Below are 14,892 nucleotides of genomic sequence, written 5' to 3'. Positions count from 1 at the left end.
GTAACCTCGTCAGCCATCAGCACGACGAATAGCAACGTGACGTCGTTGTCAACGTCAACGTCAACGGGCTTGAGCAGTGCCAACAGCTCAATCGCATCGTTGTCTACTGTGGTGTCGACCGGTGTTTCAACAGCAGTGTCAAGTGCGGTATCAACAGCAATGAGCACAGCGACCAGCAGCGTGAACTCACTGTCAACTGCAACATCATCAGCACTGAGTACCGTTGATAGCAATGTGACTTCATTGTCAACGACAACGTCTGCGGCAATCAGCACAACGAATAGCAGCGTGACTTCATTGTCGACAGCAACCTCGTCAGCCATCAGCACAACCAACAGCAACGTGACATCGTTGTCAACGTCAACGTCAACGGGCTTGAGCAGTGCCAACAGCTCAATCGCATCGTTGTCGTCTGCGGTATCGACAGGTGTTTCAACTGCAGTGTCAAGTGCAGTATCAACAGCGTTGAGCACAGCGACCAGCAGCGTTAACTCATTGTCAACGACAACGTCTGCGGCAATTAGCACAACGAATAGCAGCGTGACGTCATTGTCGACAGCAACCTCGTCAGCCATCAGCACGACGAATAGCAACGTGACGTCGTTGTCAACGTCAACGTCAACGGGCTTGAGCAGTGCCAACAGCTCAATCGCATCGTTGTCTACTGTGGTGTCGACTGGTGTTTCAACAGCCGTGTCAAGTGCGGTATCAACAGCAATGAGCACAGCGACCAGCAGCGTGAACTCACTGTCAACTGCAACATCATCAGCATTGAGTACCGTTGATAGCAATGTGACTTCATTGTCAACGACAACGTCTGCGGCAATCAGCACAACGAATAGCAGCGTGACGTCATTGTCGACAGCAACCTCGTCAGCCATCAGCACGACGAATAGCAACGTGACGTCATTGTCAACGGGCTTGAGCAGTGCCAACAGCTCAATCGCATCATTGTCGTCTGCGGTATCGACAGGCGTTTCAACAACAGTGTCAAGTGCAGTATCAACAGCGTTGAGTACAGCGACCAGCAGCGTGAACTCATTGTCAACTGCAACGTCATCTGCGATTAGCACGGTGAGCAGCAATGTGACTTCGTTGTCAACGGCAACGTCGTCAGCCATCAGCACGACGAACAGCAACGTGACGTCATTGTCAACTGCAACGTCAACAGGCTTGAGCAGTGCCAACAGCTCAATCGCATCGTTGTCGTCTGCGGTATCGACAGGTGTTTCAACAGCAGTGTCAAGTGCAGTATCAACAGCGTTGAGCACAGCGACCAGCAGCGTGAACTCATTGTCAACTGCAACGTCATCTGCGATTAGCACGGTGAGCAGCAATGTGACTTCGTTGTCAACGGCAACCTCGTCAGCCATCAGCACGACGAATAGCAACGTGACGTCATTGTCAACGGGCTTGAGCAGTGCTAACAGCTCAATCGCTTCGTTGTCTACAGTGGTTTCAACCAATGTGTCAACGACGGTGTCAAGTGCGGTATCGTCAATCTTGAGTAGCGTTGATAGCGCGGTGACGTCATTGTCAACAGCGACATCGACGGGCTTTAGTACGACAAACAGCAATCTGTTCTCATTGTCAACGTTAACCTCTACTGGTTTTGTCAGTGTGAATAGTGCAGTGGCTTCGTTGTCAACAATGACGTTTACTGGCTTTTACACCGTGAACAGCGCTGTTGCATCGTTGTCGACTGTGACAGGAACTTCGATTGCTTCGTTGTCGACTCTTGTGTCAACAATGGGGACATCGGGTGGTTCTGCTAACAACAGTACGGTCAATTCGTTGTCGACTTCAACGTCAGCGGGCTTGAGCTCAAACAGCAGTGCGATTGCTTCGTTGTCTAGCGTTGTGTCTTCGGGTGTTTCAACGGCGATTTCTACAGTGGTGTCGACGGCACTCTCAACAGTGGTGTCAAGTGCTGTGAGTACCGTGGCTTCAACCGTGATGAGCACAGTGGACAGCACGGTCGGTTCGTTGTCAACGACAACTTCAAGCGGCTTTAGCACTGTCGGTAGCTCAATCGCATCGTTGTCGACTGTTGTGTCTTCGATTGTCTCAACGGGTGTTTCTGGTTTAGAAGATGCTTTGGCGTCATTGTCAACATCAACTTCAACTGGCATGAGAGATAACGTTGTTACGGTTGCTTCACTTTCAACAATCTTGAACGATGTGTACGAAGATGGCTTGAAGTACATGCAAGTGAATTCAGATGGTGGTGTTTCAGCTGTTGCTAAAGGTGTTGATTCAATTGCGATTGGTCCTAATGCCCTTGCAAGTGGTGAAAGCTCTATTGCACAGGGTAACGGTGCAACGGCAAGTGGTACGAATGCCATTGCGATGGGTACGAATGCAAATGCCTTAGGTGTTAATTCTGTGGCCTTGGGTTCGGATTCAGTTGCTGAACGCGACAATACTGTTTCAGTTGGTTCGGCTGGCAATGAGCGTCAAATCACCAATGTGGCGGATGCTACTCATGCGACTGATGCCGTTAATCTTGGTCAGTTACAAGGCATGGGCAACACCTTGAATGCAAGAATTAGTGATTTGGACGGTAAGTTGTCTGGTCGTATTGCAAGTGCCTTGGCTTTAGAAGCTGCGCCTTACATTCCAAGTAAGTTGACTTATGCCGCTGGTGTTGGTTACAGCGGTGGTCAAACGGCCCTTGGTGTGTCAGTGAGAAAAACAGCAGACAACGGTCGCTGGTCTATCTCTGGTGGTGTCGCGGGTTCTGCCAAAGGTGGTGTGAGCGGACGCTTGACTTTCACAGGCATTATTGACTAACAAATCAGGATGGGGTGTGCCTTTGGGCGCACCTCTTGATTTGATACGGCAATCTGAATTGAATTAAGGATAAAGCATGAAAGCAACAAAACTAATTTTAAGTTTTTTAAGTGCAAGTGCCTTGATGTGTGCGATGACATCAGCATGGGCAAAAGACAGCAGTCAAAACAATGGGTTTCCAGAGTTAAGAACATCGTGGTTGAAAACGGGTGATTTTGTGGGTCCAGAAAACCTTCGTCGAATCGCTCAGGGCATGACTAAAGATCAAGTGGCCTTACAAATTGGCTACCCTCATTTTAATGAAGGCATTGGTGGTACTAAGGTTTGGAACTATGCCTTTAATTTGTACACGGGTAATGGTGCGGATTATGTGACTTGCCAATATCAAGTCCGTTTTGACCAAAATACCCGTGTGCGCAGTACACATTGGAAAGACGAACAATGCGGCGGCTTGACGGCTGAGAAGCCTCCTGTGGTGATTAAAGAGGAAGCGCCTAAACAGCCTCCAGTACACTCGATTACCTTATCTGCAGATGGTATGTTTGCATTTGGTAAGGCGGGCTCTAAAGATTTGATGCCTGCAGGACAACAGCGGCTTGAGCGATTGGCGCAACAAATTCAAGCGGGCTACAACTTGAATTCAATCAACGTGATTGGTCATACGGATCGGATTGGATCGGATCGTGCAAATATGGCTTTGTCACAAGCGCGTGCAGATACCGTTAAAGGTTTTTTAATGAGCCGAGGCATCCCAGGTAACTTAATTTCATCATCAGGCGTGGGTTCATCTCAACCTGTGGTGACCTGCTCTGGCTCTGCGACGCCTGCGGTGATTGCATGTTTGCAAGCCAATCGCCGAGTTGACATTGTCATCTCAGGCACAGCCAAGAATTAAGGCATTAAACATTTGTTTCCTCTGTTTTAGTATTAAACTTTGCATTAAAATTTGCATCAAACATGACCTAAAAAAAGCCGCTGTTAAAGCGGCTTTTTTTGTTATGCAGTTTTGGTTAAAGCCCGAATCCAGAGCCTGCACCCAATAATGTTGCGACACCGAGCACTATAAAAATCACCGCGGCAATGCGATGCACGATGGCGGGTTTGATGCTGTTGGCGATTTTGTCACCAAAAATGACAGCGGGCACATTCGCTATCATCATGCCGATTGTGGTCCCTGCAACAACAGCGATTAAATTATTGTATTTAGCGGCCAAGCCCACTGTGGCGATTTGGGTTTTATCACCCATCTCAGCGAGAAAAAATGCAATTAACGTGGTTACAAATACGCCATATCGAGCAAGTTTGGCATCGTCTTCATCGAATTTATCGGGTACGAGAATCCAAATTGCCATGGCGATGAATGAGCCGCCCAAAATCCAACGCATCGTTTCTGGGCTAACGAGTGAAGTGACCCACGCGCCAATCGCGCCAGCGAAGCCATGATTCACCAGCGTGGCGGCAAGGATACCTAAAATGATAGGCACAGGTTTTTTGAATTTTGCGGCCAAAATGAAGGCGAGTAGCTGCGTTTTGTCGCCAATTTCTGCGAGCGCGACAATGCCTGTGGAGATAAGAAAAGCTTCCAATTTAATTCCTTTCTGGTTGTAAACATATAAAAGTTGTGGTTTTTAATCGGTGAAGACAAGCCACTTGTTCTCTAAAAAACAAGTTGAGCTTGAAGGTAGTCGCTATATCAGTCCTCATCCGAAGCGCAGTCATCTGGGATAGAGCCGTCATCTAGCTTCCATTCAGGTTGCAACGTGACGTGCTCGATACCGAACTGCTCGAGCAACATATGGCGCGCATTGTTAAGCAAAATCGGCCATTCAACCGTTGACTCTAAAATGACGTGAGCCATTAAGGTTGGGTGGTTAGGTGACATGTCCCAGATGTGTAAGTCATGAACAGAAGCGACGCCTTCAAGTTCGCGGAGGCTGTGGCCGACCGCGTTGTAGTCAATGTGGTGTGGAACGGCATTCATCAAGTGCCAAACCGATTCTTTAAGCAGTGCCCACGTTGAGCGAATAATCAGTAGGGATACAAAAATAGACAAAATCGGATCAATCGGCATCCAACCCGTATAAGCAATCACTAAACCTGCAGCAATTGCAGCCACAGAGCCGAGTAAGTCGCCCATGACGTGGAGCAACGCTGCGCGCGCATTCATGCTGCTTTGGTCACGATGTAGCAGCCACGCCACTAATAAATTAATCACCAAGCCCAGCGTGGCGACCCAAGTGACGGTCGAGCCATTCACGATGACGGGATGCCACAAGCGCCATAGGGCTTGTCCCATAATCCATAACACAATCGCCGCCATTGTCAGACCATTAATAAATGCCGCCACTATTTCGACGCGCGTGTAGCCAAAAGACAGTTTAGATGAAGCGGGGCGGGACACCATTTTTTGAGCAAAATACGCCAAGGCGAGGGCTGCGGTGTCGGTAAGCATGTGCCCTGCATCCGAGATAAGAGCGAGCGATTGGGCGTGTAAGCCCGCGAAAAATTCAACTAAAGAAAAAACACCCGTGAGCAATAAGGCAAAACCCAGATAATGGGCTTGATTGTAGTGGTGTTGGTGGTTGTGATTCGCATCTCCATCGCCGTGAGCAATGAATTGACCATGGTCGTCATTGTGAAAGGTGTTAGTCATCGTGCGGCTCCGCAATGTGTTCAAGCATGTTGATAATCATGGTTCTGATGTGTGGGTCATTGACGCTGCATAAAATATGTTTGCCCTGTCGTTCACCGTTGACCACGCGTGCAGCGCGAAGTAAACGCAGATGGTGGCTGATGAGCGAAGTACTCACATTTAATTTTTTAGCAATATCAGTCACCGCGATAGGCTCCGCCAAGCAGGTTAATACAACTTGCAATCGGGTTTGGTCGCCCAATAGGTCAAATAAATCGGCCAATTGAACAATGTGTTCGCTGTGTGTGAAATTCATTTGTGTGATGTCTGTTGTGTAGATGTTATGTACATGTTTGAGTTTTGTAAAAACACAGTGATTGTACAAACAATTAAACAATTGTTCAACTGTTTGATTATGGTCTTGTTTAGAGTTTAGCTGGTGTGAAAAAGTTGGCGTGCTGAAATATACAGCTCGACACTTGGATTATTGTATTTCGCTTGTCTTAATCGGCTAAAATACGTTTTTTATTCGCTATTCAAAAAAGGTTCAAAATGGCTCAATATGTTATGTCCATGCTGCGCGTCAGCAAAGTTGTTCCGCCCAAACGTCAAATCATCAAAGACATTTCGTTGTCTTTTTTCCCAGGGGCTAAAATTGGTTTGCTTGGCTTGAATGGTGCGGGTAAATCGACCGTGCTGCGCATCATGGCGGGTGAGGAAAAAGAATTTGAAGGCGAAGTGCAGTGGTTGCCCAACATCCGTAAAGGCTATTTGGCGCAAGAACCCAAACTCAATCCCGACCACACCGTGCGCCAAGAGGTTGAAGCGGCGATGGGTGAAGTGGTTGAAGCGAAAGCCAAGCTCGAAGAAGTGTACATGGCTTATGCAGAACCAGATGCTGATTTTGACAAGCTCGCCGAAGACCAAGCGCGTTATGAAGCGATTATTTCAGCAGCGGGTTCGGACATGGAAACGCAAATGGAAATCGCCGCTGATGCGCTGCGCTTACCGCCGTGGGATGCCAAAATTGGCACGCTGTCGGGCGGTGAAAAACGCCGTGTGGCCTTGTGTCAATTGTTGCTGTCTAAACCAGACATGCTGCTGCTTGATGAGCCCACCAACCATTTGGACGCTGAGTCGGTCGAATGGCTTGAGCAGTTCCTCGTGCGCTTCCCTGGCACCGTGGTCGCGGTGACGCATGACCGCTATTTCTTGGACAACGCCGCCGAGTGGATTTTGGAGCTGGATCGCGGTGAGGGCATTCCTTGGAAAGGTAATTATTCAAGTTGGCTCGAGCAAAAAGATGCGCGTCTGGCGCAAGAAAACAAACAGCGCGACGCACACAGCAAAGCCATGCAACAAGAGTTGGAATGGGTGCGCTCGAACCCGAAAGCACGCCAAGCGAAAAGTAAGGCTCGTTTATCGCGTTATGAAGAAATGCTTAGCGTTGAGTATCAAAAGCGCAATGAGACGCAAGAGATTTTTATTCCGCCAGGAGAGCGTTTGGGCGACCGCGTGATTGATTTCAATGGCGTGTCGAAAGCCTTTGGCGATAAATTGTTGATGGATAACGTCAGCTTCTCAATTCCTGCGGGCGCGATTGTCGGTGTGATTGGGCCAAACGGCGCGGGTAAATCAACATTGTTCAAAATGATTCAAGGCTTGGATACCCCCGACGCGGGCAGCATCGAGGTCGGCAGTACAGTGAAAATCGCTGCGGTGGATCAAAGTCGCGAAGGCTTGGATAACGATAAAACGGTGTTTGAAGTGATTTCAGGTGGCGCGGATCTGTTGACCGTGGGTCGTTTTGAAATGCCGAGTCGTGCGTACATCGGCCGCTTTAACTTCAAAGGCGGCGACCAACAAAAACTGGTCGGCACGTTGTCGGGCGGTGAACGCGGGCGTTTACACTTGGCGCACACCCTCATCGCGGGTGGCAATGTGCTGTTGCTTGATGAACCGTCGAACGATTTGGACGTTGAAACGTTACGTGCGTTGGAAGATGCTTTGCTCGAATTTGCAGGCAGCGCGATTATTGTCAGCCATGACCGCTGGTTCTTAGACCGCATCTGCACACACATTTTGGCCGCTGAGGGCGATTCGCAATGGACGTTCTTTGAAGGCAACTACCAAGAATACGAAGACGATAAGCGCAAGCGACTGGGTGAAGAGGCGGCTAAACCGAAGCGAATCCGCTATAAACCCATCAGCCGCTAAAGGGTTTCATGCGCGCGCTTGAGCAATGTTCCGCTTTATTGTTTGATGGCAGCCACGCAACGGCTGTCAGCCGCTTGTTCACACATCCGCAAGGCGCGTGGTGCGTGCCCGCACCTGTTGCTGCGGATTTAGAGTCAAGTCGTGCGCGTATGCAAGATGTCTTGAATGAGATAGACACCGCCGCGCGCACGGGGGCGCATATTGTATTGTCCATGTCGTATGAGGCGGCACAGGCGTGCGCCATTGGTGCGCACTTAAATCTTCAAATCAAGCCTCAAGCGCATCCTGATGTCGGCGTGACCCCGTGGTTGCAGGCATTGGCATTTGATGCGCCTGAGCTGATGACGCAACAGCAAGCAATTGCCTACCTTGAAACTCAATCCAAGCAGGTCACAACTCACCTCGTGACGCCACAGCCGACGGTCACGCCCATGCAGTTTGATGCCGCGATAGAGCGTACCCGTGAGTGGATTGCCGCTGGCGATACTTACCAAGTGAATTACACCTTCCCTTTTGTGGCGGATGTTTGGGCGCACAGCCCGCATGCATCAGAGGCGGCTTTGGCGGCGATTTATGCGGATTGGGTTCGAGATTTACGCATTGGCTATGGCGGTTTGTTTTTATTTCCGCACAACAGCGTGTTGTCGTTTTCCCCCGAATTGTTTGTTGAATTAAATGGCGACAGCCTGACGTGTCGTCCGATGAAAGGTACGGCCGCCATTGGTGATAATGACAGCGACACCACGCGTCGAGCGACTTTGCTGGCGGCGGATTCAAAAAACCGTGCTGAAAATTTGATGATTGTCGATTTGATGCGCAATGACATGTCGCAGTTGGCATGCACGAAAAAAGTACGCGTGCCCAAGCTGTTTGAGGTCAAACGTTACGGGGATGTGTTGCAAATGACATCGACGGTGCGCGCTGATTTGCATCGACAGCCGAGCTTGAGCGAGTTGTTTGATGCGCTGTTTCCGTGTGGTTCGATTACGGGTGCGCCCAAACGCCGCACGATGGAGATTATTGATGCGCTTGAACCTCATGCACGCGGGGCTTATTGCGGTGCGCTGGGTTATGTCACGCCGACAGAGCAGGGGCGTTTTAATGCGGTCTTTTCCGTGCCCATTCGCACCTTGGAAACTACCGCCACACCGCTTAAATTAAAAGTGAGTGCTCACAGATGGCCCGTGCAATGCAATGTTGGCGCGGGCATTACTTTTGATTCGATAGCCGCTGATGAATGGCAAGAGTGCTTGTTAAAAGCCCGATTTTTTACCCAACATGGGCGTGAGGCCGAGTTGATTGAAACCATGCGGGTTGAACGCAATGGTGCAATGCCTTTATTTAAACAACACATGGCGCGCATGAGGCAGTCTGCGGCCGCGTTTGGTTGGGCTTTGCCCAATAGCGATTTGAACGCTGATGCCGTCAAGGCTTGGCTGGACTCGCAAGAATGGCCAAAAGATGCGGAGGCGGTTGCTTTACGTCTGGGTGTGCAGCCCGACGGTTCTTGGAACGCCCGCATTCGGACACTTGAAGCATGGGACGCGCCTGTTACTTTTGGAATGTATCCGACCACGGTGCATTCGGACAATCCCTTTTTACAACACAAGAGCGCGGTGCGCGCGCTGTATAACGAGGCGATGAGCGAGGCCAAGACCAAAGGCTGGTTTGATTATGTCTTTGTCAATGAAAAAGGTGAAGTCACTGAAGGCGCGCGCAGCTCTATCTTTATCAAGCTTAATGGCCAATGGCTCACGCCGCCTTTGACAAGCGGGCTTTTGGGTGGCATCGCACGAGCCGAATTGTTGGCGGATGAGACCTTGGCGGCGAGTGAGTGCGCCTTTGGTTTGGATGAATTGCGCCAAGCAGAAGAGATTATGTTGTGTAACGCCCTATATCGACTGCGCGCGCAACTAAACAATGATTGATACAGACGGCTCGTTTGGCTGTTCAACGGTATTGAATGGCAATGGGTATGGTTTAAATTCATTGCCATTCGATTGGATATTCAATAAGGGCTGAAACCACGTTGAGCATCAGCCGCTCGTCATTATCCATTCTGTGATGGTACCGCAGCCGTCACGACAATTTCGACTAAATATTGACTGTTCGCCAATGGCGATTGCACCGTGGCTCGTGGGGGCGCGTTGCCTTTGATGTCCTTGACCCACGCATCCCACGCTTCGTTCATGCCCACGTAATCACGCATATTGCTTAGGTAAATCTGAGCCATCAAAATACGCGATTTATCTGTACCCGCAGCGGACAGTAAGGCATCAATCATGCCCAATACTTCACGGGTTTGTTCAGTGACGTTTTGAGTCATGTCGCTGGCAACTTGCCCCGCGAGGTAGGCGACCCCATTGTAAACCGCCATATCTGAATAGCGGTCTTCGACATTGTGACGAGAAATCATAATCATCCTTGTGTTTGAGCAGTGGTGAAATGGAAAGTAAAAAATCAAGTTTGATTCTAATTGAAAAGAGAGAAGATGTTGTTTTTATCTGTCAGCTAAAAACGGCGTTTTTCATAATTTGAAAACTGCTATCGCTTTATGAAATAGTGCTTGCGGCAGCCTGACGCACGGCATAGAATAGAAAACGATGTGAAATACGCAGTATATACAAGAGCGTAGAGACGTTTGAATATCCGCTTTTTATTCAAAATATTTAACAATAACAAATCATTAGGAGCCTAAAGCATGGCAGCACAGGACAAAATGGGCGTGGACATTGACACGCAAGAGACGCAGGAATGGTTGGACGCGCTGGACGCGGTCATTGAGCATCAAGGTTCGGGTCGCGCAGCGTATTTAATCGACCAAACCATTGCATACGCCCGCACGCATGGCGTGCATCAAGCATTTCATGCCCAAACGCCCTATATCAACACCATTCCTGTTGAACAACAGCCCCGTATTCCTGGAGACCAAGACATTGAGCACACCATCCGCGCCTATGTGCGTTGGAATGCCATGGCGATGGTTTTGCGTGCGAACAAAGACACCAACGTCGGCGGACATATTGGCTCATTCCAGTCCTCGGCCACTTTATACGAAGTCGGTTACAACCACTTTTGGCACGCCCCCTCAGAACAGCACGGCGGCGATTTGATTTTTTCACAAGGGCACTGCTCACCGGGCATTTATTCGCGCGCTTACTTGTTAGGTCGCTTAACGGATGAACAGCTTGATTCTTTCCGCCAAGAGGTTGATGGTAAAGGCATTTCATCGTATCCACATCCTTGGTTGATGCCAGATTTTTGGCAATTCCCAACCGTGTCTATGGGCTTGGGGCCGATTATGGCGATTTACCAAGCACGCTTTATGAAATACATCGAAGACCGCGGTTTGCAAAAAACAGCGGGACGCAAAGTGTGGGCGTTCTTGGGTGATGGTGAAACCGATGAGCCTGAATCATTGGGCGCAATTGGCATGGCGGGGCGCGAAAAATTGGGCAACCTCGTGTTTGTGATTAACTGTAATTTGCAACGCCTTGATGGACCTGTGCGCGGTAATGGCAGCATCATCCAAGAACTTGAATCTGAATTCCGTGGTTCTGGCTGGAATGTGATTAAAGTCATTTGGGGTACGAAATGGGATGCTTTGTTTGCACGTGACAAAAAAGGCATTTTGATGGAGCGTTTGGGGCAAATCGTCGATGGCGAGTACCAAACCATGAAATCGAAAAACGGTGCGTATGTTCGCAAAACCGTGTTTAACACGCCTGAACTTGAAGCCCTCGTCGCCGACTGGTCGGATGAGGATATTTGGGACTTGAACCGTGGCGGTCATGACCCGCACAAAATTTATGCTGCGTTCAAAGAAGCGCAAGATGCGACCGACCAGCCGACTTTGATTTTGGCGAAAACGGTTAAAGGGTACGGCATGGGCGCGTCGGGTGAAGCGCAAAATACCGTGCATCAGCAAAAGAAAATGGCGATTGAAGACATCAAAGCCTTCCGCGACCGTTTCCAAATTCCAGTGGCCGACGAAGACCTCGAAAAAGTGCCCTTTGTTAAATTCGCAGAAGGTTCTAAAGAGTTGGAATACATGCGCGCTCGTCGTCAAGCATTGGGCGGCTATTTGCCACAACGTCGTCGCAAAACCGATATTCAATTGACGATTCCAAGTCTAGATGCGTTCGCCCCTTTGTTGGCGGCAACGGCTGAAGGTCGTGAAATTTCGACCACCATGGCGTTTGTGCGATTATTGAATATTTTGTTGAAAGACAAAAACATCAATAAATACATCGTGCCGATTGTGCCCGACGAGTCTCGTACATTTGGTATGGAAGGTTTGTTCCGTCAACTGGGGATTTGGAACCAAGAGGGGCAAACCTACACGCCACAAGACCATGACCAATTGATGTTCTACAAAGAGTCTAAAACAGGTCAAGTGTTGCAAGAGGGCATCAATGAAGCGGGTGCGATGTGCGACTGGATTGCTGCGGCCACATCGTACTCAACGCACAACTTGCCGATGATTCCGTTCTATATTTTCTATTCAATGTTTGGCTTCCAACGCATTGGCGATTTGTGCTGGGCGGCAGGCGATATGCGCTCGCGTGGCTTCTTGGTCGGCGGTACGGCAGGTCGTACAACGTTGAACGGTGAAGGTTTGCAGCATGAAGACGGTCACAGCCACTTGTGGTCGGGCGCGATTCCGAATTGTATTTCTTACGACCCGACTTTTGCGTACGAAGTGGCCGTGATTGTGCAAGATGGCTTGCGCCGCATGTATCAAGAGCAAGAGGACGTGTACTACTACCTCACCGTGATGAATGAAAACTATGCGCATCCAGCCATGCCTGCGGGCGCGGAGCAAGACATTCTCAAAGGCTTGTATGCGTTCCGTAAAAACGGCAAGGCGCGTGTGCGCTTGATGGGTTCGGGTACAATTTTCAATGAAGTCATGGCGGCCGCTGATTTGCTTAAAGCCGATTGGAACGTGGATGCAGATTTATACGCTGCACCTAGCTTTGTCGAATTGGCGCGGGATGGCATGGCGGTTGAACGTCAAAACTTACTCAACCCAACTGCGGCACGCCAACAATCGCATGTTGAAAAAATCTTGGGTGATTCTAAAGCCCCTGTCATTGTGGCGACCGATTACGTTCGTGCGATTCCTGAACAAATCCGAGCCTATGTGCCTGCACGTTATACGGTATTGGGTACGGATGGTTTTGGCCGCTCAGATACCCGTGAAAAATTGCGCCACTTCTTTGAAGTGAATCGTTATTGGGTCACGGTTGCTGCACTCAAAACTTTGGCTGACGAGGGCAGCATTTCAAATGACATCGTGGCGAAAGCAATTGCCAAATACAATTTGGACGTGACTAAGCCCAACCCAATGACGGTTTAATAGCCAACCCCATTGTGAACCAATTGAGCCGATACTGGATACTGAATTGCAACGTATCATTGTTTTGGTTCTCAAGTGCTTCTCAATGGGGGTGTCATTGATACCAGTAATTGATTGTGTTTGAGACCTTCCCGATTGTTGCGGGCGACAGTTTCAAATTCAATCACGAATAAGGCCGCGCGTTACTTTATTCGTATATCCATAATGATTATGAGGAAGACAAAATGAGCCAACTCATTGAAGTGAAAGTCCCAGATATTGGCGACTACAACGACGTACCTGTGATTGAAATTCATGTGAAAGTCGGCGACACCATCGCTGTTGAAGATGCCTTGGTTACGCTTGAATCCGACAAAGCGACGATGGATGTGCCATCGTCAGCGGCAGGCGTGGTGAAAGAAATTAAAGTGGCTTTGGGCGATAAAGTGTCTGAAGGTGCCGTGGTGGTGGTGCTAGAAGCAGCGGCAACAGCCACAGCCGCTGTTGCCACCGCATCGATCCCAGCTCCCGCCCAAACTTCCCCCGCTGCGGTGGCGAGTGCGCCTGTTTCAGGCGGTGTGGTTGAGGTTAAAGTCCCAGATATTGGCGACTACAACGATGTCCCTGTGATTGAGATTCATGTGAAAGTTGGCGACACCATCGCCGTTGAAGATGCCTTGGTTACGCTTGAGTCCGACAAAGCGACGATGGACGTGCCCTCATCAGCGGCTGGGGTGGTCAAAGAAATTAAGGTGGCTTTGGGTGACAAGGTCTCTGAAGGTACCGTCGTGGTGATTTTAGAAGGCGCGGGTGGCGCATCAGTCGCTGCGGTTGCGCCTGTAGTAGCACCTGCCGCTGCGCTAGCCCCCGTGGCCGTAGCAGCACCCGCACCCGTGGCTACCCCCGCTTCAGCGCCAGCCGCAGGTCCTGCGGTTGCCGCTTCAAAAACCGCTCATGCTTCTCCATCGGTGCGTAAATTTGCGCGTGAATTGGGTGTGGACATTGGTCTGGTCAAAGGCACGGGTATCAAAGGTCGCATTACACCAGATGACGTGCGTGGATTCATCAAATCGGTCATGACAGGGCAAGTTGCCTTAGCGGGAGCAGCTGCGCCTGCCGCTGGCTCGGGTGTTGGTTTGGATTTGTTGCCGTGGCCTAAAGTTGATTTTGCAAAATTTGGTGACATTGAGTCACAACCGTTGTCGCGCATTAAGAAAATTTCAGGTGCGAACCTGTCGCGCAACTGGGTCATGATTCCGCATGTGACGGTGAATGAAGATGCCGATGTGACCGAGTTAGAGCAATTCCGCGTACAAATGAACAAAGAGTATGAAAAACAAGGCGTTAAATTCTCCATGCTCGCTTTCATCATCAAGGCGGTGGTGCAAGCTTTGAAAAAATTCCCAGAATTCAATGCGTCGCTCGATGGCGATAATTTGATTTTGAAAAAATACTATCACATTGGTTTTGCAGCGGATACGCCGAATGGTTTGATGGTGCCAGTCCTAAAAGATGCTGATAAAAAAGGTGTGGCACAAATTGCGGCTGAAATGTCTGAGTTGGCCAAACAAGCCCGTGAAGGCAAGCTCAAACCTGCGGACATGAGTGGGGGTTGCTTCACGATTTCATCTTTGGGTGGCATTGGCGGCACATCGTTCACACCGATTATCAATGCGCCTGAAGTGGCGATTTTAGGTGTGATGAAATCAGCGATGAAGCCTGTGTGGAACGGCCAAGCATTTGAACCACGCTTGATGTGCCCGCTGTGCTTGTCATTTGACCATCGTGTGATTGATGGTGCGGCCGCTGCGCGTTTCAATGCGTACTTGGCGAGTATTTTGGCTGATTTTCGTCGCGTGTTGATGTAAGTCATGCACACATCTCATTAGGGCGGATGAATGTGGTCGGG

The 14,892-nt window shown here is 49.6% G+C and carries 12 protein-coding genes; 6 read left to right on the top strand and 6 right to left on the bottom strand.

The genetic code is table 11. The annotated features are described in order from the left end of the window. A partial coding sequence (locus tag DFR44_RS11395; protein WP_211336894.1) for a hypothetical protein occupies positions 1-1,577 on the bottom strand: 1,577 nt, incomplete at its 3' end. A 90-nt stretch (positions 1,578-1,667) separates the two neighbouring features. Continuing rightward, positions 1,668-2,132, bottom strand: a complete 465-nt coding sequence (locus DFR44_RS11390; protein WP_162845154.1) for a hypothetical protein — start codon at positions 2,130-2,132, stop codon at positions 1,668-1,670. Between DFR44_RS11390 and DFR44_RS11385 the strand changes: the two genes are divergently transcribed. After that, a complete protein-coding gene (locus DFR44_RS11385) occupies positions 2,131-2,793 on the top strand; it encodes a YadA family autotransporter adhesin (RefSeq protein ID WP_162845153.1) in 663 nt (220 codons plus the stop codon). The genes DFR44_RS11390 and DFR44_RS11385 overlap by 2 nt on opposite strands. A 76-nt stretch (positions 2,794-2,869) precedes the next feature. Continuing rightward, a complete protein-coding gene (locus DFR44_RS04370) occupies positions 2,870-3,688 on the top strand; it encodes an OmpA family protein (RefSeq protein WP_133619485.1) in 819 nt (272 codons plus the stop codon). 115 nt (positions 3,689-3,803) lie between these two features. On the opposite strand, the gene DFR44_RS04365 is transcribed toward DFR44_RS04370, so the two are convergent. The 3 genes from DFR44_RS04365 to DFR44_RS04355 form a co-directional block, all read right to left on the bottom strand. Beyond that, entirely contained in the window at positions 3,804-4,379 is a 576-nt protein-coding gene (locus DFR44_RS04365; RefSeq protein WP_133619484.1) for a TMEM165/GDT1 family protein, read from the bottom strand. 107 nt (positions 4,380-4,486) lie between these two features. Continuing rightward, the gene (locus DFR44_RS04360) at positions 4,487-5,446 is read right to left on the bottom strand and encodes a cation diffusion facilitator family transporter (RefSeq protein ID WP_133619483.1); all 960 of its coding nucleotides are present in this window, start codon (positions 5,444-5,446) and stop codon (positions 4,487-4,489) included. After that, positions 5,439-5,741, bottom strand: a complete 303-nt coding sequence (locus tag DFR44_RS04355) for an ArsR/SmtB family transcription factor (protein WP_133619482.1) — start codon at positions 5,739-5,741, stop codon at positions 5,439-5,441. Before DFR44_RS04355 ends, DFR44_RS04360 begins: the two co-directional genes overlap by 8 nt. 236 nt (positions 5,742-5,977) lie before the next feature. Between DFR44_RS04355 and ettA the strand changes: the two genes are divergently transcribed. Together ettA and DFR44_RS04345 are read left to right on the top strand one after the other, a co-directional pair. Further along, positions 5,978-7,642 (top strand): energy-dependent translational throttle protein EttA, encoded by a 1,665-nt coding sequence (gene ettA / locus DFR44_RS04350; protein ID WP_133619481.1) that lies wholly within the window; start codon positions 5,978-5,980, stop codon positions 7,640-7,642. Between the two features lie 8 nt (positions 7,643-7,650). Beyond that, the gene (locus DFR44_RS04345; protein WP_133619480.1) at positions 7,651-9,570 is read left to right on the top strand and encodes a chorismate-binding protein; all 1,920 of its coding nucleotides are present in this window, start codon (positions 7,651-7,653) and stop codon (positions 9,568-9,570) included. Positions 9,571-9,692: 122 nt separating this feature from the next. Here the strand turns inward: DFR44_RS04345 and DFR44_RS04340 are convergent, their stop codons facing one another. Next, entirely contained in the window at positions 9,693-10,064 is a 372-nt protein-coding gene (locus DFR44_RS04340; RefSeq protein ID WP_133619479.1) for a RidA family protein, read from the bottom strand. Between the two features lie 279 nt (positions 10,065-10,343). Between DFR44_RS04340 and aceE the strand changes: the two genes are divergently transcribed. Continuing rightward, positions 10,344-13,004, top strand: a complete 2,661-nt coding sequence (gene aceE, locus DFR44_RS04335; protein WP_133619478.1) for a pyruvate dehydrogenase (acetyl-transferring), homodimeric type — start codon at positions 10,344-10,346, stop codon at positions 13,002-13,004. A gap of 224 nt (positions 13,005-13,228) precedes the next feature. Next, positions 13,229-14,851 carry a dihydrolipoyllysine-residue acetyltransferase gene (gene aceF, locus DFR44_RS04330; RefSeq protein WP_133619477.1) on the top strand — a complete coding sequence of 541 codons (1,623 nt, stop codon included), beginning with the start codon at positions 13,229-13,231 and terminating at the stop codon, positions 14,849-14,851. The last annotated feature ends 41 nt before the right edge of the window (positions 14,852-14,892 follow it).

Origin of the sequence: Hydromonas duriensis, assembly GCF_004363775.1 — a bacterium.
Classification (GTDB): Bacteria; Pseudomonadota; Gammaproteobacteria; order Burkholderiales; family Burkholderiaceae; genus Hydromonas; species Hydromonas duriensis.
The sequence above is the reverse complement of the archived record's forward strand: the minus strand, read 5'-3'. Positions and strand labels throughout refer to the sequence as shown.